Annotated in this window: 21 protein-coding genes and 1 pseudogene; 12 read left to right on the top strand and 10 right to left on the bottom strand. The window is 67.9% G+C overall.

Annotated features, from left to right (window positions below; genetic code table 11):
- Positions 1–437: 437 nt before the first annotated feature.
- The gene (locus tag ABZV44_RS10185) at positions 438–1,103 is read left to right on the top strand and encodes a TetR/AcrR family transcriptional regulator (protein ID WP_354834016.1); all 666 of its coding nucleotides are present in this window, start codon (positions 438–440) and stop codon (positions 1,101–1,103) included.
- Positions 1,104–1,205: 102 nt separating this feature from the next.
- Here ABZV44_RS10185 and ABZV44_RS10180 read toward each other — a convergent pair whose 3' ends face one another.
- From ABZV44_RS10180 to ABZV44_RS10170, 3 genes are all read right to left on the bottom strand, one after another.
- The gene (locus ABZV44_RS10180; RefSeq protein ID WP_354834015.1) at positions 1,206–1,433 is read right to left on the bottom strand and encodes a DUF3107 domain-containing protein; all 228 of its coding nucleotides are present in this window, start codon (positions 1,431–1,433) and stop codon (positions 1,206–1,208) included.
- Positions 1,434–1,607: 174 nt separating this feature from the next.
- Positions 1,608–2,276 (bottom strand): ferritin-like fold-containing protein, encoded by a 669-nt coding sequence (locus ABZV44_RS10175; RefSeq protein WP_354834013.1) that lies wholly within the window; start codon positions 2,274–2,276, stop codon positions 1,608–1,610.
- Between the two features lie 161 nt (positions 2,277–2,437).
- Positions 2,438–3,472 (bottom strand): alpha/beta fold hydrolase, encoded by a 1,035-nt coding sequence (locus ABZV44_RS10170; RefSeq protein ID WP_354834012.1) that lies wholly within the window; start codon positions 3,470–3,472, stop codon positions 2,438–2,440.
- Between the two features lie 483 nt (positions 3,473–3,955).
- Between ABZV44_RS10170 and ABZV44_RS10165 the strand changes: the two are divergent.
- The 4 genes and pseudogenes from ABZV44_RS10165 to ABZV44_RS10150 all read left to right on the top strand — a co-directional run.
- Positions 3,956–5,317, top strand: a pseudogene (locus ABZV44_RS10165) (DEAD/DEAH box helicase); the annotation flags it as partial.
- Between the two features lie 1,212 nt (positions 5,318–6,529).
- Complete coding sequence (locus ABZV44_RS10160) at positions 6,530–7,753, top strand: hypothetical protein (RefSeq protein ID WP_354834010.1); 1,224 nt, start codon at positions 6,530–6,532, stop codon at positions 7,751–7,753.
- Positions 7,754–7,825: 72 nt separating this feature from the next.
- On the top strand, positions 7,826–8,437 hold the full coding sequence (locus ABZV44_RS10155; RefSeq protein ID WP_354834008.1) for an acid phosphatase: 612 nt from the start codon (positions 7,826–7,828) through the stop codon (positions 8,435–8,437).
- Between the two features lie 14 nt (positions 8,438–8,451).
- Complete coding sequence (locus ABZV44_RS10150; RefSeq protein ID WP_354834006.1) at positions 8,452–8,931, top strand: GNAT family N-acetyltransferase; 480 nt, start codon at positions 8,452–8,454, stop codon at positions 8,929–8,931.
- A gap of 137 nt (positions 8,932–9,068) precedes the next feature.
- Here the strand turns inward: ABZV44_RS10150 and ABZV44_RS10145 are convergent, their stop codons facing one another.
- Positions 9,069–9,506, bottom strand: coding sequence for a hypothetical protein (locus ABZV44_RS10145; RefSeq protein WP_354834004.1), 438 nt, complete (start codon positions 9,504–9,506; stop codon positions 9,069–9,071).
- Positions 9,507–9,704: 198 nt separating this feature from the next.
- Between ABZV44_RS10145 and ABZV44_RS10140 the strand changes: the two genes are divergently transcribed.
- The gene (locus tag ABZV44_RS10140) at positions 9,705–10,643 is read left to right on the top strand and encodes a diacylglycerol kinase family protein (protein ID WP_354834002.1); all 939 of its coding nucleotides are present in this window, start codon (positions 9,705–9,707) and stop codon (positions 10,641–10,643) included.
- 255 nt (positions 10,644–10,898) lie between these two features.
- Entirely contained in the window at positions 10,899–11,153 is a 255-nt protein-coding gene (locus ABZV44_RS10135) for a WhiB family transcriptional regulator (RefSeq protein ID WP_011211115.1), read from the top strand.
- A gap of 215 nt (positions 11,154–11,368) precedes the next feature.
- Here ABZV44_RS10135 and ABZV44_RS10130 read toward each other — a convergent pair whose 3' ends face one another.
- The 4 genes from ABZV44_RS10130 to ABZV44_RS10115 all read right to left on the bottom strand — a co-directional run bounded on the left by ABZV44_RS10130 (position 11,369) and on the right by ABZV44_RS10115 (position 14,555).
- Positions 11,369–12,883, bottom strand: coding sequence for a histidine kinase N-terminal domain-containing protein (locus ABZV44_RS10130; protein WP_354833998.1), 1,515 nt, complete (start codon positions 12,881–12,883; stop codon positions 11,369–11,371).
- Between the two features lie 88 nt (positions 12,884–12,971).
- On the bottom strand, positions 12,972–13,187 hold the full coding sequence (locus ABZV44_RS10125) for a biotin/lipoyl-binding carrier protein (RefSeq protein WP_354833996.1): 216 nt from the start codon (positions 13,185–13,187) through the stop codon (positions 12,972–12,974).
- 352 nt (positions 13,188–13,539) lie between these two features.
- On the bottom strand, positions 13,540–13,815 hold the full coding sequence (gene rsrA / locus ABZV44_RS10120; protein ID WP_354834147.1) for a mycothiol system anti-sigma-R factor: 276 nt from the start codon (positions 13,813–13,815) through the stop codon (positions 13,540–13,542).
- Positions 13,816–13,823: 8 nt separating this feature from the next.
- Positions 13,824–14,555, bottom strand: a complete 732-nt coding sequence (locus ABZV44_RS10115; protein ID WP_354834144.1) for a sigma-70 family RNA polymerase sigma factor — start codon at positions 14,553–14,555, stop codon at positions 13,824–13,826.
- A 290-nt stretch (positions 14,556–14,845) separates the two neighbouring features.
- Here ABZV44_RS10115 and ybaK point away from each other — a divergent pair, with 290 nt between their 5' ends.
- The 4 genes from ybaK to ABZV44_RS10095 all read left to right on the top strand — a co-directional run bounded on the left by ybaK (position 14,846) and on the right by ABZV44_RS10095 (position 18,206).
- Positions 14,846–15,340 (top strand): Cys-tRNA(Pro) deacylase, encoded by a 495-nt coding sequence (gene ybaK, locus ABZV44_RS10110; RefSeq protein ID WP_354833994.1) that lies wholly within the window; start codon positions 14,846–14,848, stop codon positions 15,338–15,340.
- A 154-nt stretch (positions 15,341–15,494) separates the two neighbouring features.
- Positions 15,495–16,043, top strand: coding sequence for a MarR family winged helix-turn-helix transcriptional regulator (locus ABZV44_RS10105; protein WP_354833992.1), 549 nt, complete (start codon positions 15,495–15,497; stop codon positions 16,041–16,043).
- Positions 16,040–17,737, top strand: coding sequence for an MDR family MFS transporter (locus ABZV44_RS10100; RefSeq protein ID WP_354833990.1), 1,698 nt, complete (start codon positions 16,040–16,042; stop codon positions 17,735–17,737). The genes ABZV44_RS10105 and ABZV44_RS10100 overlap by 4 nt, the downstream gene beginning before the upstream one ends.
- Before the next feature lie 172 nt (positions 17,738–17,909).
- On the top strand, positions 17,910–18,206 hold the full coding sequence (locus ABZV44_RS10095; RefSeq protein ID WP_354833988.1) for a hypothetical protein: 297 nt from the start codon (positions 17,910–17,912) through the stop codon (positions 18,204–18,206).
- Between the two features lie 74 nt (positions 18,207–18,280).
- On the opposite strand, the gene ABZV44_RS10090 is transcribed toward ABZV44_RS10095, so the two are convergent.
- A complete protein-coding gene (locus tag ABZV44_RS10090; protein ID WP_354834141.1) occupies positions 18,281–19,048 on the bottom strand; it encodes an SOS response-associated peptidase in 768 nt (255 codons plus the stop codon).
- Between the two features lie 131 nt (positions 19,049–19,179).
- Here ABZV44_RS10090 and ABZV44_RS10085 point away from each other — a divergent pair, with 131 nt between their 5' ends.
- Positions 19,180–20,688 carry an aldehyde dehydrogenase family protein gene (locus ABZV44_RS10085; RefSeq protein WP_354833986.1) on the top strand — a complete coding sequence of 503 codons (1,509 nt, stop codon included), beginning with the start codon at positions 19,180–19,182 and terminating at the stop codon, positions 20,686–20,688.
- A 78-nt stretch (positions 20,689–20,766) separates the two neighbouring features.
- Here the strand turns inward: ABZV44_RS10085 and ABZV44_RS10080 are convergent, their stop codons facing one another.
- Positions 20,767–21,060 (bottom strand): hypothetical protein, encoded by a 294-nt coding sequence (locus ABZV44_RS10080; protein WP_354833984.1) that lies wholly within the window; start codon positions 21,058–21,060, stop codon positions 20,767–20,769.
- Between the last annotated feature and the right edge of the window lie 188 nt (positions 21,061–21,248).

The raw sequence follows: 21,248 nt of genomic DNA, 5'->3' as shown, positions 1-21,248 counted from the left end.
CCGGTGTACAAACCGAGCGGATCGTAGATCGGCCCGCTGGGTCTTCCTCGGCGCTTGTTACCGGCGGTCTTCGGCGCACCTGCCCCCACGGGGCGGCCCGAATCAGGCCCGCCGGAACTACTGCCCCCATGGTCGGTCACGACTGACAGACTCTCATAGCCCGCCCCCACGCACGGAAGGGCCGTCGCCGCGCGGTGCTATTGCTGCGAGATATCTCACGCCAAAGCGGCAGAGCTCACAAATCAGAACATGTGCTACACAGTTGTGATCGGCCTCGCATAATCGATGCGAGTCCCACTCGACCATCACAGTGCTGATCGACAACAACCAGCACACCAAAATTCGGAACCTGGATCGGCACGGGGCCCATGAGCGAGTATCGTTCGTGGGATACCGGTGACATCCTTCCCACCGGGAATCAACTGGGAGAAAAGGCAATGACTGACCTCGTGGACCGGATGACGTCGCACCGCATGTCATCCGAGGCCATGGCGGCGAGCAAGCGCGGAACCCGCCTGCCCCGTGAGGCGCGCCGGGCGCAGCTACTCGCGGCCGCCAGCGAGGTCTTCGTGCTACGCGGCTATCACGCCTCGGGCATGGATGAGATCTCGCAGTGCGCCGGCGTCAGCAAACCGGTGCTCTACCAGCACTTCTCGAGCAAGCTCGAACTGTATCTGGCGGTCCTGCAGAACTACGTCGACGCCCTCGTGTCGAGCGTGCGCCAGGCGCTGCGCTCCACCACCGACAACAAGCAGCGGGTGCGCGCCGCCGTGCAGGCCTACTTCGACTTCGTCGATCACGAAACCCAGGGCTTCCGACTGGTTTTCGAATCCGATCTGACCAATGAGCCGCAGGTGCAGCGCCGGGTCGAGCAGGCCACCGAGGCCTGCGTGGACGCGGTCTTCGACCTGGTCGCCCACGACTCCGGCCTGGAGCCCTACCGCGCTCGGGTGCTCGCCGTCGGCCTGGTCGGCGCCAGCCAGCTGAGCGCGCGCTACTGGCTCGAGGCGGACCGGCCGATCAGCAAGGACGACGCGGTCGACACCACCGTCGCATTGTGCTGGGGCGGCCTGAAGCACGTGCCGCTGCACCCGATGGATTGAGATCTGAATCCCCGGAAACAATAAAAGAATTGCCCCGCCGAGCGGCTCGGCGGGGCAATTCTTTTATGTCACTGGGGGTTTCAGGAAGCCCCGAGAGTTCGGCTAGACGGCCGCGAAGCCGACGCGACCCGAGGAGGGGGTGCCGATCTCGACATAGGCGACCTTCGCGGCCTGGATCAGGAACTTGCGGCCCTTCTCGTCGGTCAGCGTGACGACGCCGCCCTCACCCTGGAGCGCGCCGGTGACGGCCGCCTCGACCTCGGCGGGGGTCTGCGAGCTGTTGATGACGAGCTCACGCGGGCTATCCGAAATGCCGATCTTGACCTCCACGGCCAACCTCCGAACCTAGAGTCCTTGTGCTGTCCTGATCACGCTAGCGCAGCCGGGACAGCGTCCGGCCGCGACCGCCTGCGCTGTCAGCGAACAGCACCCACGGCACTGTCGGGGAACAGCCACCCACGGCGCTGCCGGGGAACAGCGCAGACGGCGGGAAGAACGGGAGCGTCAGCTCAGGCCGAGGACGCGCATGCGCTCGGCGTGACTGTTCTGCATGTGCTCGAACAGCGTGGCGACGCCGTTCAGATCGCCGGTGGCGGTGAGCACCAGCTCGGTGAGCCCGTCGCGCTGCGCCATCACGTACTGCGCCTGGGTGATGGCCTCGCCCAGCAGGCGGCGGCCCCACAGCGCCAGCCGGTCCCGCTCGGACCGGTTCTGGGCGACCGCGGTGCGCACCTCCTCGATGACGAATTCGGAGTGGCTGGTCTCGGCCAGCACGTCGCGCACCACGTCGGCGACCTCGGGAGCCAGGGCGCCGGCGATCTCGGTGTAGAAGTCGGCGGCGATGCCGTCGCCGACGTAGAACTTGACCATCGACTCCAGCCAGGTGGAGGGGTCGGTGGAGGCGTGATAGGCGTCCAGGGCGCGCACGAACGGGGCCATGGCGTCGAAGATGTCGACGCCGCGATCGGCCAGCGCCCGCTCCAGGGTCTTGAAGTGCTCCATCTCGTTGCCGGCCATCTTGGCGACGGCCACCCGGCCGCGCAGCGTGGGCGACAGCTTGGCCTCTTCGGCGAGACGGTAGAAGGCGGAGATCTCACCGTAGGCGAGGACCGCGAAGAGGTCGGTGGCTCCAGGATGTTCGGCGGAGATACGGCCGTCGGAAGACACTGACATACGGTCGCCAGAGGACTCCGAGGCAGCGCCGAGCGCAGTGGACGAGTTTGCTCCCATGGGACCCCACCCTAGCGGCCGGAAACGACGCGCATTCACCCATCGGCGACGACACTCGGAGCGTACCCTCAATACGTTCGTAAGGCCTTGCGACACAACGTAATTCAGGGCTGGTCGCGCAGGAACTTGTCCAGATGGGTCCACGTGGTGTCGCGGGCGATGAGAATGCCGAGGTGAGAGCCGGGTGCGGTCTCGTATCGCACCTCCGGCGAGCCGGTCAGCGTCGTCGTCCCGTGCTCCACGGCGGCGGCCGGGGTGATCACGTCGTTCGGTCCGCCGACGAGCAGCACCGGCTGGGTGATGTCGGCCAGCGCGATCCGCTGCTCGCCCAGGTGCACCACGCCCTTGCCGATGTCGTTGTTGAGGATGAAGCGGCCCCACAGCTGGTTGTAGAAACGCCCCGGATAGCCGGGCAGCGAATTCTGGAACCGGTCGATGGTCTCCATCCGGGCCAGGGTCGCGGTGTCCGCGAGATTGCTCGCGATGAAGAACGGCCGCTTGAGTTCCCGATCCCAGGCGGTGGCGCGGTAGGCGATCCGGGTCAGCTGCGCCGAGACCCCGCCGGCGGCGCGAATGGCCGCGGTGGCGGTGTGGCCGCCGTCGATGCGGGCCAGGGTGCGAAGTTCGCGCGCACCGATCATGTGGTCGTAGCTCAGCGGCGCGCCGACGGCCGTGATGGAACGGATGGGCAGCGCCTGATCGGCCGCGGCGGTCAGCAGGGCCAGGACGCCGCCGATGGACCAGCCCACCAGATCCACCGGACGGCCGCCGCGATCGGCCGAGACCTCGCGGATGGCCTCGGGCAGTATGTCGTCGATCCAGGTCTCGAAGCCCATGCGCCGGTCCTCGAAGGTGATGTCGCCGTAGTCGACCAGGTAGGGCGCGCGGCCGGTCTCCAGCAGGAACCGGGCCAGACTCTGATCGGGGCGCAGGTCGAAGCAGAAGGCGGGCGCGGCCAGCGGCGGTACCAGCAGCACGGCCGGATCGTCGGGGCCCGCGCCGTCGTAGCGGCGCAGTTCGCGATGCGGCGCGTCGGACAGCACCGTCGACGGGGTGGATTCGGGGGCCTCGATGCCAGCGCCGAAGGTCAGCGACCACATGTTGCGGGCGGCGGTGGTCACGGTGTCTGCCAAGCTCACGGCAATACCTTCGCAGATAGTGCTACATGGTGTATCACCTATGTGAGCAACTCAACTGTCCGCGCGGTGGCCGACACGGTTGTCCCCGGACGAATTATGGTGCGCCACAATCATTAACGGCAATGCGAAACCCCGGATCAGACCGTCTTTCGCTACCGATAAGCACGCCGACCAGCGCAATAACGCCACACATTAGCGGTGGCGGAAATCAGGGCGAAGGCCGTATCACGCTACAATCTCCGCGGACGGCGGAATTCATGCCCGTAGTCCATGGAAAATGTGCGCGCACTCCGATCCGCAGCACTGCACCGCCGCGCCAGGTCGACGCCCATCCACCGGAGAGGCATCCCGCAGCGGCGAGAAACACGGATCAAGTGGTCGTCGCGGACCGACCGGGTCCGCCCCACGCCTCGTGCGCGCGAGACGCGATAAACGAGGAAAGGCAAGAACCTGAGCAAGATCACCGTAGAGCAGGAACCGGGTGTGGCGGACACGCTGCTGACCGCGGAACTCGACGACACCCACCTCGCTCCCACTTTCGCCGAATTGGGCGTGCGGCCGGAAATCGTCCGGGCCCTCGCCGAGATCGGCATCGAACGCACTTTCGCCATTCAGGAACTCACCCTGCCGCTCGCGCTGGCCGGTGAGGATCTCATCGGCCAGGCCCGCACCGGTATGGGTAAGACCTTCGGCTTCGGCGTGCCGCTGCTGCACCGCATCGCCACCGGCGACTCCGGCACCAAGGCCCTCGACGGCACGCCGCGTGCGCTGGTCATCGTGCCGACCCGCGAGCTGTGCATCCAGGTCACCCAGGATCTGGAGAACGCCGCCAAATATCTCGACGACAGCACCGGAACCAAGGTGCGCATCACGTCGATCTACGGCGGCCGCCCCTACGAGTCGCAGATCGAGGCGCTGCGCGCCGGTGTCGACGTGGTCGTCGGCACCCCGGGCCGCCTGCTGGATCTGGCCGAGCAGCAGCATCTGATCCTCGGCAAGGTGCAGGTGCTGGTCCTCGACGAGGCCGACGAAATGCTCGACCTGGGCTTCCTGCCCGATATCGAGCGCATTCTCAATATGGTTCCCGAGCAGCGCCAGACCATGCTGTTCTCGGCCACCATGCCGGGTCCGATCATCACCCTGGCCCGCACCTTCCTGAACCGGCCGACGCACATCCGCGCCGAGGAGCACCACGAGTCCGCGGTGCACGACCGGATCACCCAGCTGGTCTATCGTGCCCACGCGCTGGACAAGAGCGAGCTGGTGGCTCGCATCCTGCAGGCCGAAACCCGCGGCGCGACAATGATTTTCGCGCGCACCAAGCGGACCGCGCAGAAGGTCGCCGACGATCTGGCCGAGCGCGGCTTCGCCGTCGGCGCGGTGCACGGCGACCTGGGGCAGATCGCCCGCGAGAAGGCGCTCAAGAAGTTCCGCGAGGGCAAGATCGACGTGCTGGTCGCCACCGATGTGGCCGCCCGCGGCATCGATATCGACGACGTCACCCACGTCGTCAACTACCAGTGCCCGGAGGACGAGAAGACCTACGTGCACCGCATCGGCCGCACCGGCCGCGCGGGCAAGACCGGTGTCGCGGTCACCCTGGTGGACTGGGACGAGCTGAACCGCTGGAGCCTCATCGACAAGGCCCTCGACCTCGGCATCCCGGAACCGGTCGAAACGTATTCCCGCTCCCCCCACCTGTACGAGGAGCTCGGCATCCCGGAGGGCGTCACCGGCGTCATCCGCAAGCGCAAGCCCGAGCGCGACGAGGACGCCGTCGTGGTGGAGCGCGAACGCGGCAGCACCCGCAGCCGCAACCGCCGTCGTACCCGCGGCGGCCGGCCGGTCGAGGGCGATACGGCCGTGGTGACCACCGAAACCCCTGCCGCCGAGGCCGATTCGGCCGCCGGCGATCCGGAGAAGTCCGGCCGCCGTCGCCGCCGTCGCCGCCGTGGCAAGGGCGGCAACACCCCGGCCGACGCCGTCGTCGCGACCACGGTCGAGACCGAACCCGACACCGACGGACCCGCCGAGGTTGCCGACGTCGTCTCAGCGGATGCCGGGGACGGCGCCCGCCGGGGACGCAAGCGCACCCGCCGCGGGGGCAAGGGTTCCGCCGAGGGCACCGGCGTGACCGAGGCCGCCGCCGACGTCGTCTCGGAGGCCGCGGTCGCCGAGCCGCCCGCGCCGGTCGAGGCGAGCGTGGCCACCACGACGGTCGAGCCGGTCGCCGACGCGGTCGTGGCCGATGCGCCCCGCAAGCGCACCCGCCGGACCAAGGCAGCCGCCGAGGCCACGGTCACTGCCGCCGAGGCCCCGGTGGCCACGGAGCCGACGGTCGTCGCCGAGACCGACGTCGCGACAGCGGCTCCCGTGACCGCCGAAGCGGACGCGCCCCGCAAGCGCACTCGCCGCACCAAGGCCGCCGTGGCCGAATCCGGCACCGGCGCAGAGGGTTCCGCCGTCGCGGTGGAATCCTCCGCCACCGATGGTGACTCGGCCGAGCCCGCCCTGCGGGCGCCGCGCAAGCGCACCAGCCGCGCCGCGAGCACCACGGCGACCGCCGACGAGACCGCCACCGACGGCGACGCCCAGGTCGCCGCGGAGGCTCCGAAGAGCGCGCCGCGCAAGCGGACTCGCAAGGCCGCGGCTGCGACCGTCGAGGCCGGCGGCGCCGCCGAGGCCACCGCCGGAGCGGCGGACGGTGCGGAAGCGCCGAAGGCCGCGCCCCGCAAGCGGACTCGTAAGGCGGCCGCGGCGACCGTGGACGCCAACGGCGCGACCGAGGTGGTCGCGGAGGCGGCGGACGGTGCCGAGGTGGTCGCGGAGGCGCCGAAGGCCGCGCCGCGCAAGCGGGCCCGCAAGGCCGTCAAGGCGGAGGTCGAAGCGGTCGAGTCGGGTACTGCGGCAAGCGGTTCCGACGAGCCCGCGGCGGCGGCTCCGGTGCGGCGGACGCGGCGGAAGAAGGCCGACGTGGACGCCGAGACCGCCGTGGTGGTGACCGATACCGCGGTCGCGGCCTCGGCCTAGCCGCGCGGATCGGTTACTCTCGCTGTCGTGCTCGCACCCGAGCGGCGGACACGCGCCGATATTCTCACCGCTGTCGCGATCGCCGCTCTGGTGGCGATCGCGGCAGCGGTCGTGGCGCTGACCAGCGATGTGCGCGGCACCCACGCGCAGTCCGCGAACCACACCCTCGCCCCGCCGCCGGCGGCCGACTCGGTGCCTGCGCAGGTCAAGGAGCTGTGGCACGCACCGGACGGCGCGGCCATGCGCTCGCTGACAGTGGGCGCGGTGGCCGTCACCGCCGACGACGGCACCGTCACCGGGCGGGATGCCCGCACCGGGGACGAGGTCTGGAAGTACCAGCGGGACATGCCGTTGTGCGCGGTGGAGGTCCAGTTCGGGACGGTCATCGCCACCTACCGGGATCAGCGCGGCTGCAGTCAGACCACCCTGCTCAACGCCGAGACCGGGACCCGGGTGGCGGCGCGGTCCAGCTACATGGACAAGCGGATCACCCTGGCCCCGGACGGCACCTATGTGCTCGCGCTGGGCGACGACCGCCTGGAGATGTGGCGCTCGGATCTGGTCCGCACCCTCGAATACGGCTATGTGGACGCCCCGGTGAATCCGCACACCCAGCCGCGCACCGACTGCCGGCTGCTCTCGGCGGGCTCGGCGCCCAGCCGGGTGGCGGTGCTGGAACGCTGCCCCGAGGACTCCGCCGACCGGCTGTCCATCCTCAATCCCGCGCCCAAGGACGGCACGGTGCCGGAGGAGTACAGCACGCACGTGCTCAACGAGCCCGGCGGCGCGGTGGACGGGGCGCGCGTGATCGCGGTGTCCGACACCCGGACCGCGCTCTACCTCCCCGCCGGCCCGACCACCCCGCCGGTGCTGACCATCTATGACGTCAGCGGCAATCTGCTTGCCACCCACCAGGTTCCGGCCTTCACGGACACCGCCATGGTGGCGCGCCTGTCCACCGGTTTCTTCGTCTTCACCGGCGACAGCCTGATCGCCCTCAACCCCACCACCCTCGACCCGCAGTGGGGCGCCCAGCACGTGCTCGGCACCCCGGCGCTGATGGCCGGCCAGCTGGTGGCTCCGGTCCCGGACGGCCTGGCCGTCCTGGATCCCGGCACCGGCGCGCAGGTCTCGCGAATCCCGCTGCAGCGCAGCGACTATCACAACGAGCCCATCGGGCTGAACGTCTCGGGCAGCGTCTTCCTGGAGCGCCGGGGCACCCAGGTGTACGGCGTCGGCGCGGCCGCTTGACCCGGTCGCTCACGGGTGCCCGATTCCGACGGGTCGCTGCCGCCCGCTAGGTATTCGGGGAGGCGGTGGAGCATGATCGAATTCATGAGTGGTGGCGAATTCCGGTTGGTAGTGCTGCGACACGGGGAGACGGCCTGGTCGGCCGCGCGCCGCCACACCGGCCGCACCGATGTGCCCCTCACCGAGATCGGCGAGGCGCAGGCCCGGGCCGCCGGAAAACTGCTGTACGACATGGAATTGCGGAATCCGCTGGTGCTGTGCAGCCCCCGGCAGCGCGCGCTGCGCACCGCGGCGCTGGCCGGGCTCCCCGGCGTCGTCGTCGACGACGACCTGGTGGAGTGGGACTACGGCGACTACGAGGGCCTCACCACGCCCGAGATCCAGCAGATGTCCCCCGGCTGGACCATCTGGACCGGCGAGACCCCCGAGGGCGAGACCGCCGAGCACGTCCGCAAGCGCGCCGACCACGTGCTGGCCACCGTCATCCCCGAGCTGGCCACCCGCGATGTGGTGCTGGTCGGCCACGGCCACTTCTCGCGCGCGCTCATCGCCCGCTGGGCCGAGTTCGAGGTGATCGAAGGCCGCCGATTCTTCCTGTCCACCGCCGCGGTTACGGTGCTGGGACACGATCACCAGGCTCGAACCGTGCTCGCGCACAATCTGGTTCCGCCGCTCAACCCGTAGGAAGGGGCCGCCGAATGATTCGCCGCGCCACCCCCGCCGACATCCCGGCGCTCGTCCAGCTCGTCCACGATCTGGCCGAGTACGAGAAGGCCGCCGACGAGTGCACCCTCACCGCGGCCCAGCTCGAGACGGCCCTGTTCGGGCCGCAGCCCGCGCTGTACGCCCATGTGGCCGAGACCGATCACGGCGTGGTGGGCTGCGCCATCTGGTTCCTGAACTACTCCACCTGGAAGGGCGTGCACGGGGTCTATCTGGAGGATCTCTACGTCAAGCCGGAGGTCCGCGGCCGTGGGCTGGGCAAGAGCCTGCTCGCGACGCTGGCCCGCGAGGCCGTCGAGCAGGGGTACGCCCGCGTCGACTGGTCGGTGCTCACCTGGAACACCCCGAGCATCGACTTCTACGAATCCATCGGGGCCGAGCACCAGCACGAGTGGACCGGCTACCGCCTGCGCGGCGCGGCCCTGGCCCGCCTGGCGACGCACGCCGACGACTGAATTCGCCGCGGCATCCGAATTCGCCGCAGCATCGCTGGAAAGCGCTCGCTCACCCGAGTGGTGGGCGAGCGCCCGAAAACTCGCTCACGGGTCACTGAGCAACGATTACGGCGACTCTGCGCACACCGCCGCTGCGGCTACTCCTCGACGGAGCCGTAGCCCGCGGCCATCCACCGATTCGAGGCCGGGGCGAACAGCGCACCCAGCGCACCCAGCGCCAGCAATCCCAGCGGCGCCCCGAACTCCGGCCGGTCCGAGGTGAACATGTAGTACGCGACACCCAGCAGCAGCAGCTGGGTCAAGGTGGCGATGGCCCGCCCCCACCGCTTCCCGCGCATCAGCCCGATCCCCGCGGCGAGCACCGCGCCGCCCAGGATGGCCGCGTACCCGGCGGTGAGATAGCTGTTCTTGGGGCTCTGCGCCGACCCGTTCGCGCCGACGATGATCAGCACGACCATCGCGACCAGGCCCAGCGCGCCCTCCAGGGCGACCAGCGCGCCCGCCACGCGCACCGTCGCGGGCACTACGTCGCTCTCGCCCGCGGGCTTGTTCTCGCCGTTGTTCTGCTCAGCCACCCGCCCAGCCTACGACCGGGCGTCGTTGCGCAGTGCACCCGTCCGGCCGAAATCAGTTCGGAACTGGCACTTCAAGGTTCGCGGCCGTCTCGTTCTGGACTGACGGAGCGGGGGAGCGAAGCGGAGGAGCGGAGGAGGGAAGAACGAGACTTCGGGGCCGCGAACCCGCCGGAGCGGAGCGGAGGCAAAATAGGCACCGTGCGGACCTTGCTTATCGTGAACCCGAATGCCACTTCGACCACTCGGTCCACTCGCGATCTGCTCGCTCACGCACTGGAAAGCCGCACCCAGCTGACCGTTCGCCACACCGAGCACCGGGGGCACGCCGCCGAGCTGGCGCGCTGGGCCGCCGACACCCGGATGGACCTGATCGTGGTGCACGGCGGGGACGGCACGGTGAACGAGACCGTCAACGGTTTCCTCCCGCTGCCGGGTGAGCCGCAGCGGGAGTGGCTGCCGCGGCTCGGTGTGATCCCGGGCGGCTCGGCGAATGTGTTCGCGCGCTCGCTGGGCATCGAGCCGGATCCGGTGACCGCCACCAATCAGCTCATCGATCTGGTGGCCGACGACGCGGACCGCCGTATCGGGCTCGGCGTCGCCGACGATCGCTGGTTCCTCTTCAGCGCCGGCGTCGGGCTCGACGCGGATGTGTGCGAGGCCATCGACGCCAAGCGCGCGGATGGCAAAACCGCGACGCCCGCTCGCTATCTGCGCACTACGGTCCGGCAGTTCTTTCGCGCCAAACGGCATGCCCCGCAAGTGCGTCTCGACATTCCAGGTCACGAACCGGTAACAGACGTGCATTACGCATTCGTGACGAATGCCAGTCCCTGGACTTTTCTCGACAACACGCCCGTGGTCACCAACCCGGGGACCGCATTCGAATCGGGTCTCGGAGTGTTTGCGATGCGCACCATGGGCGTTCTGCCCACCCTCATGGTCGCCCGGCAGTTGCTGTCAGCCCATGGAGATCCCAAGAGCCGCACCTTGTTTCGCGATGACGACGTGCCGGCCGTGACCGTCACCGCAGCCGAACCGATCGGCTTGCAAATCGACGGCGACTTCATCGGACGCCGCAACATGGTGAATTTCACAGCAGTCCCGGATATCCTCGATGTGGTCGCGCCGAAGCCCTAGCCGGTTCGACACGCCCTAGAAACATCGCGGTTGCGCTGCGAAAACTGGCTCAACCGAGTACAAATGACACGGCGGATCCCCATGTAGGGGTCTTACAGCGTGAGCTTCCCCACGGTGCACCGGGTATCTATTGACATCTACGGTGTTCGTGAAAGCATTCACAAGCAACCGTGCGGAAACATTCGAGTCGCACAAGTGAACGGACCACAAACCCGAGGGGCAGCGCCGTGCGCGCCCTAGCAAAGGAGCAGAGGAATGGACTGGCGCCACAAGGCCATCTGTCGCGACGAGGACCCCGAGCTGTTCTTCCCGGTGGGAAACAGTGGTCCGGCGCTCGCGCAGATTGCCGATGCCAAGCTGGTCTGCGCTCGCTGCCCCGTCACCGCTGACTGCCTTTCCTGGGCCCTGAAGTCGGGCCAGGATGCCGGCGTGTGGGGTGGTATGAGCGAAGACGAGCGTCGCGCGCTGAAGCGCCGCAACGCGCGTACGCGTACCCGCACCGTCGTCTAACCAGCTAGGCGACAGGCGTTACGGCCGACCCCAGCCTCGCGGCCGCAACGCAATTCGGCCCGGCACCGAATTCAGGTGCCGGGCTTCAGTGTGTAAAGGGGCCGGACCAAGTCCGATCACGAGAGTAATTCCCGTTCAACGGGATTGACTCTTCGAACGAAAGTTCGGGCGCAGATTTTTCACTACGCCCGAACTCGTGTGCCGCGCAATATGTTTCAGCGGGCGGAGCGACGGCCGAGGGGAACTCGCAGGACCGCGTCGGTGCCGACATCGGCGCCGGGATGAAGTCCGATGGACCCGCCCAATTCCGCCGTCACCAGAGTACGGACGATTTGCAGGCCCAACCGGTCGGAAGCTTCCAGGCTGAATCCGTCGGGCAGGCCGCGGCCATCGTCGCTGATGATGACATCGAGCCAGCGCGCCGAACGCTCGGAACGGATTGTGACAGTACCGTTCTCGCCGGCGTCGAAGGCGTGCTCGATGGCGTTCTGCACCAGCTCGGTCAGCACCATGACCAGCGGCGTCGCCCGTTCGGCGGAGAAGACGCCGAGCGATCCGGCGCGGCGCACCTTGATGCGGGCGGTGTGCACGGTCGCCACATCGGCCATGATCGGCAGCAGGCGGTCCACCACCTCGTCCAGATCGACCTCTTCGTCAACCGACATGGACAGCATTTCGTGCACCGAGGCGATCGAGGTGACCCGGCGGACCGATTCGGTCAGGGCCAGGCGAGCCTCCTCGTTCTCGGTGCGGCGGGCCTGCAGTCGCAACAGCGCGGCCACCGTCTGGAGGTTGTTCTTCACCCGGTGGTGGATCTCGCGAATCGTCGCGTCCTTGGACAGCAGCGCGCGGTCGCGCCGCTTCACCTCGGTGACATCGCGGACCAGCACCGCGGCCCCGGCGAGTTCCCCGTGCGGGCGCAGCACCAGGGTGCGCAGCAGCACGGTCGCCCCGCGCGCCTCGACTTCCATTCGGCGCCCGGCCTTTCCGGCCAGGGCGGCCTGGATGTCGCCGACGACCTCCTGCGCGTCGAACGGATCGGTGATCAGCGAGCGGGTGGTCAGCGCCAGATCCTGGCCGACCAGGTCGTTCTGCAGACCCATGCGGTGATAGGCCGACAGGGCATTGGGGCTGGCGTAGACGACGGTGCCCTCGGTGTCGAGGCGGATGAAACCGTCGCCCGCGCGGGGGCTGGAGTGCGCGCCGGTGCGGTCCTCGAGCGCGGGCCAGGTGCCGTCGGCGACCATCTGGCACAGGTCGTCCGCGCAGGACATGTAGGCGATCTCGAGGCTGGAGCGCATCTTGCGGCGCTGGGTATCGGTGTCGCGGCCGAGCACGGCGATGATGTCGTCACCGACCCGCACCGGAATCGCCTCGCGCATGGCATGCACGGGATGCGGGTGATAGACGCCGGTGAGGGCGGTATCGGTTTCGGTGCGAGCGATATCGGCGGTCATCAGGGCCTCGAACACCTGCGGATTCGCCTCCTTGGTGGCGAGGGTGCCGACCAGATCCTCGAGGTGCACGGTGGGCGCGGTGGTGGGGCGGCACTGGGCGACACACACCACCTCCGCGCCCGCGCTGACCGGGCCCGTGCCCACCCAGAGCAGCAGATCCGCGAAGGACAGATCCGCCAGCAACTGCCAGTCCCCCACCACCCGCTGCAAATGGTCGACGGCCGCACCCGGTAGATCGGTGTGCTCGGCCAGTAGCTCACTCAGTGTCGACATTCACCCACGCTCCTCTGTTCCCACGTCGCGTGTATGTTCCCACGCGACACGGCAAGGGCGCGTCAGGAGCAGGTCGGGGGCTCGTCGCTCAGGAGATGACGGCGATCAGGTCACCCTGCTGCAGCACCTGGCCGGGGCTGACGTGGATGGAGGCGACGGTGCCCTCGATCTCGGAGATGACCGGGATCTCCATCTTCATCGACTCCAGCAGAACCAGGGTCTGGTCGACGCTGACCTTCTCGCCGACAGCGACCTCGATGTTCAGCACAGTCGACACCATCTCGGCCTTCACTTCCTCAGCCATGTACACCTCTCGCGTTCGCGTGACCCGTAGCCCCTGACGGTACAGCCAACCACACATGAAAGAATGGCGGCCGACTGAAGGGAGATTACCTATGGGTAAGCGTGGACGTAAGAAGCGTGGCCGCAAGAAGAGTGCCGCCAACCACGGCAAGCGGCCGAACGCCTGAGCCGTAGCGAAAAGCTCGAAAACTGCTGAGCGGCACCACTTCCCATCGGGAAGGGTGCCGCTCAGTTCCGCTCTCCGGGACTTCAGCGGACAGCCGGTTGCCGTTCCGACTCTCACACCCGTGCCGGCGGTCAAGTGCCGAACCTATTTTGGACGTACCCGGTGAGTTACCCGGGTCGCCACCAAATCAGTTCTCCGGCTCCGTAACGACACGCGTTTCAACATGCGTGTAGCTGGTCCGGATCTCCATCGTCAGGCGCTGGCGCAGGGAATCCGGCGCGCGGTCGCCGCCGCATTTGCGATTCAGCAGCGACTTCAGCTTCTCCTCCAGGCCGTAGGCCTCGATGCACGGCGAGCAACGGTCGATGTGCTCACGCAACCGTGCCTTCACGGTGTCGTCGCACTCGTTGTCCAGGAGCAGCCAGACATCGGCGAGCACCGCCGAGCAGTCCAGTTCTTCCATCTCGTCGCTCACTGGGTTACCTCCTCACGCGCCGCATCGCTGCCCGACCGATTGAATCCACGTTCCCGCGCCACGTCGGCGAGCAGGCCCTTGAGCTGCTTACGGCCACGGTGCAGACGGGACATGACCGTACCGATGGGAGTTCCCATGATCTCGGCGATTTCCTTGTAAGGGAAGCCCTCCACGTCGGCGTAGTACACCGCCATCCGGAACTCCTCGGGAAGCGACTGCAGAGCGGCCTTGATGTCGTCGTCCGGCAGCGCCTCGAGGGCCTCCATCTCCGCGGAGCGCAGACCGGTGGAGGTGTGCTCGGCGGTGGAGGCCAGCTGCCAGTCGGTGATCTCGTCGGTCGGATACTGCGCGGGCTGGCGCTGCTTCTTCCGATACGAGTTGATGTAGGTATTGGTGAGGATGCGGTACAGCCACGCCCGCAGGTTGGTGCCCTCGCGGAACGAGCGGAACCCCTGGTAGGCCTTGGCGAAGGTCTCCTGCACCAGATCCTCGGCATCGGCCGGGTTGCGCGTCATGCGCAACGCCGCCCCGTAGAGCTGGTCCAGCAGCGGGAGCGCGTCACGCTCGAATCGCGCGGCCAGTTCCGCCGCGGATTCGGTACTCCTGGCACCGGATTCGCTCACCTCGTCATAGTCGACCGCTTGATCGTCGCCGGCGTCGATGCGCTCGCTGTCCGCGTCGTCATCACGCTGGCGATCGACCATGTCGTCGTCGCTCGTCACGCTAATCCCTTCGATCGCCGTAGCAATTGAATCTACCGCGAACAGGGATTCGGCCAGGAAACCGGCCGGGGGCGCGACGTCGGCGGCTCCCCTGCGGAACAGCAGCGGCCCGGTCCGCACCGGGGGCTCTTCGACCAGAACGGTCACCGACTCCTCCTTGGATGAATGGGATGCGTGCGCCCGCGAACCGTGGGCCCTGCGGTTGCTGCGAAGCGCGTATCGCGTGCAACAGGCGTGGCGCTCACCCTGTTCCCAGCACCGGAAATCCGGTTGCGCCGGCTCGATAGGGTGAGCCCATGGCTGCAGCTCCGACCCCGGCGATCAAGGCTCTGATGCAGGCGAAGGTGGACCACCGGGTGCACTCGTATCCCCATGACCCGCGCAGTGATTCGTACGGGGCGGAGGCGGTGGAGGCGCTCGCCGGCGAGCTCGGGGTTACCGCCGGGCAGATCTTCAAGACGCTGGTGATCGAGCTGGGGTCGGGCGGGCTGGCGGTGGCGGTATTGCCGGTGCCGACCACGCTGTCGCTGAAGGCGGCGGCCGCGGCGCTGGGCGGCGGCAAGGCCGCCATGGCCGACAAGGCCAAGGCGGAGCGGACGACCGGGTATGTGCTGGGCGGGATTTCGCCGCTGGGGCAGAAGAAGCGGCTGCCGACCGTCATCGACGAGTCGGCGCTGGAGTGGGATCGGGTGCTGTGCAGCGCGGGTAGGCGCGGGCTGGAGATCGAGCTCGCCCCGGCGGATCTGGTCCGGCTCACGGGAGCGGTGACGGCCGCGGTCGCGGTGGCCTGACCCGCCCCGAGGGGCGAATTGTCCGATTCTCCCGTGAGCGGAGACACAACCTCCGGAAAAAACTTGCCAAGGGACAACTATGTCGGAATACTTGCGCCGTACAACTAGTTGACGCATACAAGCAGTTGACCGACGCAAGGAGGTGAGACCGACCGTGACCGACGATGACCCGGCGACTACCCCCACCGACATCGACGACGGCCTTGTCGACGCCATCGCCTACGAGATCGCCCGGCTCACCAAACTGCGCGACCGCACCAATGCGCAGATCGCGTCCATGACCCAGGGCGAAATCGAACCGGCCGCGTTCAGCATCCTGTTCCAGCTGATCCACGACGGCCCGAAACGCTCGGGCGCGCTGGCCGAGGCCCTCTATTCCGACGCCTCCACCATCAGCCGGCAGGTCGCGAGCCTGGTCAAGCGCGGACTCATCGAGCGCCGCGCGGATCCGGCCGACGGCCGGGTCAGCGTCCTCGACGTGACCGACACCGGCCGCACCGTGGCCGCCCAGATCCGGGCCCGCCGCAACGACTCGCTGCGCCACATGCTGGTCGGCTGGGATCTCGATGAACGGGAGACCTTCGCCGCCCTGCTACGGCGCTTCGTCGACGGCTACGAGGAGACCCGGCAGCGCATGCTGGCCGATATCGCGGCCCACAAAGACCTTCAGTCCTATTACGCACCCGCGGAGAGCAATTCGTGACAACACAAACGGAAGTGGCGGAGCCGGAAATCAATTCGGCCGGCTTCACCCACAAGCAGATCCTGGTCATCATGAGCGGCCTGATCATGGGCATGCTGCTGGCGGCCCTGGATCAGACCATCGTGTCGACCTCCATCCGCACCATCGCCGATGAGCTGCACGGCTATTCGGCGCAGGCGTGGGTGACCACCGCCTACCTGATCACCTCGACCCTGGCGACGCCGCTCTACGGCAAGCTCTCGGACATGTACGGCCGCAAGCCGTTCTACCTGGCCGCCATCTCCATCTTCGTGGTCGGCTCACTGGCCTGTTCCATGGCGACCTCCATGTACGAGCTGGCCGCCTTCCGGGCCTTCCAGGGCCTGGGCGCGGGTGGTCTGATGTCGCTGGCGCTGACCATCATGGGCGACATCGTGTCCCCGCGGGAGCGCGCCCGCTACCAGGGCTACTTCCTGGCCGTGTTCGGCACCTCCAGCGTGGTCGGCCCGGTCGTCGGCGGCATCCTGTCGGGCACCGACCAGATCCTCGGCGTCACCGGCTGGCGCTGGGTGTTCCTGGTGAACGTGCCGGTCGGCATCATCGCGCTGGCCGTGGTGACCCGCGTGCTCAAGCTGCCCAAGCGCCCCGTCACCAAGGTGCCGATCGACTGGATGGGCATCTCGGCACTGATCGTCGGCCTGGTGCCGCTGCTGGTGGTCGCCGAGCAGGGCCGCGAATGGGGCTGGACCAGCAGCCATTCCATCCTCTGCTACGCACTGGGCGCGATCGGCGTGCTGTCCTTCATCGCGGTCGAGGCCAGGCAGGGCGACGCCGCGCTGATCCCGCTGCGCATGTTCAAGAACTCCACCTTCGCCCTCGGCGTGGTCATTTCGGTGGTGGTCGGTGCGGCCATGTTCGGCGGCATCACCCTGCTGCCGCAGTACCTGCAGGTGGTGCAGGGCGCGAGCCCGACCAAGGCGGGTCTGCTGATGCTGCCGCTGGTGGCGGGCATGATGACCGACTCGATCCTGGCCGGTCAGCTGATCGCCCGGACCGGCCGGTACAAGTACTTCCCGCCGGTGGGTGCGGCGCTGCTGACCTCGGGCCTGTTCCTGCTGCACCTGGTGTCGGCCGACACCGAGCTGTGGGTCGTCATGATCTTCATGGCCATCACCGGCTTCGGCCTCGGCAACCTGATGCAGCCGCTGACCCTGGCGCTGCAGAACGCGCTGCCGCCCAAGGACATGGGCGTGTCCACCGCGGCCGCGACCTTCTTCCGGCAGATCGGCGGCACCCTGGGTGTGGCGGTGTTCCTGTCGGTGCTGTTCACCCAGCTGGCTCCGAACATCACCACCTCGCTGGAGAGCGTCCGCACCGACCAGGCCTACACGCAGGCCGCCGGGGACGCGGTGAAGGGCCCCGACTCGGTCGACAAGAAGGTCGTCCTCGGCCTGTCGAACCCGGAGACCGCGCCGGCGGTCGTGGGCCAGGTGCTCAACGACAGCTCGGTGATCCAGCAGCTGAACCCGACGCTGGCGCACCCCTTCAAGGAGGGCTTCGCCAAGTCCATGGACCGGGTGTTCCTGTCGGCCACCTTCGTGGCGCTGCTCGGATTCATCCTGGTGCTGTTCTGGAAAGAGGTGCCGCTGCGCAGCGCAGGTGGCATCCAGGCCAGAAAGGAAGCCATCGAGACGGCGGACGCCGCCGCGGTCTGACCGGCCGGACGACCATCGAATCGGCAATGCCCCCGACGCGAAGACGCGGCGGGGGCATTGCCCTTTCACAATTCGGCCGAATTTCTGTGAGTTACTTGGGAGCGCGCAGTGAGCTTGTTGTGAACCTTTTGTCCGCAAGGCCCGATACGAACCCGAGGATGTGATGCGGTCTATGTCTCACCATCGGCGAATTCGCACGGCCGTCGCCGCCGGAGCGCTGGTACTGGCACTGGGATCCGCCCCGCTGACGATGGCGCTCGCGACGGCCGCGCCGGTGCACGCCGCTCCGGTCAATCCGAGCTTCCCCGACCCGGGCGCCCCGGGCGGCGGGCAGCAGCCGAAGAAGGACGAGCGCATCGACAAGGCGGAGAAGCTCGGCGGCAACATCATCACCAGGATGATCGACTCGATGGCCGACACCCTGAAGTGCACGCTCAATATCGGGCTGCCGACCGTGAAGTGCGGTTGAGACGAACTCTCGAAGCTCCCGTGCCCCGCCGCATTCCGCGGCGGGGCACGGTGTTGGAACGGGAAGGAAGGCGTTCAGATCAGGCTGATCTGACCGGCCTGTTCGTCCACCTGCGCCAGCAGTTCGGGGCCGTTGTTCTTGACGCTGTTGACCAGCGACGGCACTTCGCGCACCAGAATGTCCGAAACCGCTGCGGGGTAAGGCGTTTCCAGCAGCGATTCGGGAGCGGGGTGGTCCGGGTCCAGCCACGCGTCCCAGTGCTCGCGCGGCATCGGCAGGGGCATGCGGTCGTGGACCTTGGTCAGATCGCCGACCGCATCGGTGGTCAGGATCGTGCAGGACAGCAGGGGCTGCGCCTCGTCGCCCTGGGCGCGGTCACGCCAGACCGACCAGAGACCCGCCATATAGAGGCGTCCCCCGTCGGCGCGGGACATGAAATACGGCCGCTTGACGGCCTTTCCGAGCGCATCGGCCTCGGTGACCCACTCGTACCAGCCGTCCATGGGCACCAGGCAGCGACGCTTCTTCACCGCATCGCGGAAGGAGGCGGTGGTGGCGGCCTTGTCGGCGCGGGCATTGAACAGCGGTTTGCCCTTGACCGGGATCCCGGGCTCGGCGGCCTTGGTCCAGGGCGGGATCAGGCCCCAGCGCATGGCCCGGATGCGCAGGGTGGCCGGGTCCTCCGGGTGGTCGCGGTCGTGGCGTTCGACGACCGTGAGCACCTGATTGGTGGGGGCCACGTTGTAATTCGGATCGAAGCCCTTGTCGCCGGTCTCGTCGATAGCGTCGAGCTCGACGGCCAGCTTCGCGGGATTCGTCGTGGTCGCGTATCTACCGCACATGACGACCATGCTGCCATCGGGTGCCGACAGTCTCCAGAAGTGAATCGCCCACGATGTGATGGCAATTGACATCACATGGACGGTATGAGACGTTCGTCTCATCACACTCTCATCAAGGGACGCCGCCAATCATGACTGCAACCGAAACCGCCCCGCTCGATCAGGCCGACACGCTGACTTCGGTCAACCCTGCCACCGGCGAGGCCCTCGCCACCTACAAGATCGATGATGAGGCGGCGGTGCGCGCGGCCGTCGCCAAGGCCCGGACCGCCGCCGCCACCTGGGGCGCGCTGACCTACGCCGAGCGCAAGAAGCACATTCTGCGCTGGGGCAGCAAGCTGGTCGAGAAGTCCGACGAGCTCAGTGAGCTCATCCACGCCGAGAACGGCAAGCCCCTCGACGACGCCTTCCTCGAGCTCATGCTGGCCCTCGAGCACATCAAGTGGGCCGCGTCCAATGCCAAGAAGGTGCTCGAGCCCAAGAAGGTCGCGCCCGGCGCGTTCATGGCCAATTTCGCCGCCCACCTGGAGTACCGCCCGCTCGGCGTGGTCGGCGTGATCGGGCCGTGGAACTATCCGATCTACACCCCGAACGGCTCCATCGCCTACGCGCTGGCCGCCGGCAACTGCGTGGTCTTCAAGCCGAGCGAATTCTCCACCGGCATCGGCAATTTCGTGGCCAAGGCGTTCGCCGAGGCGAATCCGGAACTGCCGGACGGCGTCTTCATCACCATCAACGGCTACGGCGCGACCGGTGCGGCGCTGGTCAAGTCGGGCGTCGACAAGCTGGCCTTCACCGGATCCACCGCGACCGGCAAGAAGATCATGGCCTCCGCCGCCGAGACCCTCACCCCGGTGCTGCTGGAGTGCGGCGGCAAGGACGCGGTGATCGTGGCCGCCGACGCCGACATCAAGGCCGCCGCCGACGCGGTCGCCTGGGGCGCCACCGCCAATTCCGGCCAGACCTGCGCGGGCGTGGAGCGGGTGTACGTGGACAAGTCGGTCGCCGACGAGTTCGTCGCCGAGGTCAAGCGCATCCTCACCGACATCAAGCCGGGTTCGGACGCCAAGGCCTCCTACGGTCCGATGACCATGCCCAGCCAGGTCGACATCGTGCGCCGGCACATCGACGACGCGCTGAAGAACGGCGGCAAGGCCGTACTGGGCGGGCCCGAATCGGTCAAGGGGCCCTTCATCGAACCGGTCGTGCTGGTCGACGTGGACGAGTCCTCGGATGCGGTGTGCGAGGAGACCTTCGGGCCGACCGTCACCATTCGCACCGTCAACGGCGTGGACGAGGCCGTGGAGTTGACCAACAAGAGCAAGTACGGGCTCGGGTCCGCGGTGTACTCGAAGAACCAGGGCATGGAGATCGCCCGGCGCCTCCAGGTCGGCTGCACCTCGGTGAACTCGGTGCTGTCCTACGCGGCGATCTCGGGGCTGCCGTTCGGCGGCGTGCGCGACTCCGGCATCGGCCGCATCCACGGTGCGCCGGGCCTGCTGGAATTCTCGCGTCCACACTCGATCGCGGTGCAGCGCTTCGCGATTCCCGGCATGGCGCTGCTGTCCTACACCCGTACCGACCGGACCATGAAGCTGCTGCGCAAGATCGTGCCGCTGATTCACGGGCGCGCCAAGTAGGGAGAGCGCTCAGCCTGAAATGCCGGGCGCCACAGGCAGTTGATGCCGGTCTCCACCACGGAGACCGGCATCGCGCGTTCACTGAGCCGGTGGCAAGGGCGTGGGGGTGAAGAACTCTTCGAGCGGGGTGGGACCGGTGTAGCGCTGACAGTTGCAGCGCGCCCAGGCTTTGATACCGACGCCGGTCTTACGGAAGGTCTCGGCGTGGCAATGACCCGCTTCGCGGTCGTGCAGGGCGAGGTCGTGGCCGCAGCCGCAGACGGCCGGGCCGGCCGCGGTGCCGGGTTTGCTGCGGCGGGAGCCGAATCGGCCCGCGAGCCAGCCGCCGCCGACGAGCGCGCCACCGATTACGAGGCTGATGGGATCGATCACCCGACCAGTATACGTACTCATATACGTATACGCCCAGGCTTTTCCATGCCCGACGGAACAACCGATCTGGCGAGTCCGGGGTAACTCATCGGGTACGGACTCGGTCGGACACGGCACCCGACCGCCGGGCCGCAACGCAAGTCCCGTGAGAATTATCGGTCGGCGAAAAGGCTCGGGGAGCCGGGAGT

Source organism: Nocardia sp. NPDC004860, assembly GCF_040609015.1.
Taxonomy (GTDB): Bacteria; Actinomycetota; Actinomycetes; order Mycobacteriales; family Mycobacteriaceae; genus Nocardia.
This window is presented reverse-complemented; position numbering and strand designations above follow the sequence as displayed.

Bases quoted from the DNA above. Each gene is read 5' to 3' on its own strand.
- ABZV44_RS10185 (WP_354834016.1), top strand. From the start codon at position 438: ATGACTGACCTCGTGGACCGGATGACGTCGCACCGCATGTCATCCGAG.
- ABZV44_RS10175 (WP_354834013.1), bottom strand. From the start codon at position 2,276: ATGTCAGTGTCTTCCGACGGCCGTATCTCCGCCGAACATCCTGGAGCC.
- ABZV44_RS10155 (WP_354834008.1), top strand. From the start codon at position 7,826: ATGATCGAATTCATGAGTGGTGGCGAATTCCGGTTGGTAGTGCTGCGA.
- ABZV44_RS10150 (WP_354834006.1), top strand. From the start codon at position 8,452: ATGATTCGCCGCGCCACCCCCGCCGACATCCCGGCGCTCGTCCAGCTC.
- ABZV44_RS10135 (WP_011211115.1), top strand. From the start codon at position 10,899: ATGGACTGGCGCCACAAGGCCATCTGTCGCGACGAGGACCCCGAGCTG.
- ABZV44_RS10130 (WP_354833998.1), bottom strand. From the start codon at position 12,883: ATGTCGACACTGAGTGAGCTACTGGCCGAGCACACCGATCTACCGGGT.
- ABZV44_RS10125 (WP_354833996.1), bottom strand. From the start codon at position 13,187: ATGGCTGAGGAAGTGAAGGCCGAGATGGTGTCGACTGTGCTGAACATC.
- rsrA (WP_354834147.1), bottom strand. From the start codon at position 13,815: ATGGAAGAACTGGACTGCTCGGCGGTGCTCGCCGATGTCTGGCTGCTC.
- ybaK (WP_354833994.1), top strand. From the start codon at position 14,846: ATGGCTGCAGCTCCGACCCCGGCGATCAAGGCTCTGATGCAGGCGAAG.
- ABZV44_RS10095 (WP_354833988.1), top strand. From the start codon at position 17,910: ATGTCTCACCATCGGCGAATTCGCACGGCCGTCGCCGCCGGAGCGCTG.
- ABZV44_RS10090 (WP_354834141.1), bottom strand. From the start codon at position 19,048: ATGTGCGGTAGATACGCGACCACGACGAATCCCGCGAAGCTGGCCGTC.
- ABZV44_RS10085 (WP_354833986.1), top strand. From the start codon at position 19,180: ATGACTGCAACCGAAACCGCCCCGCTCGATCAGGCCGACACGCTGACT.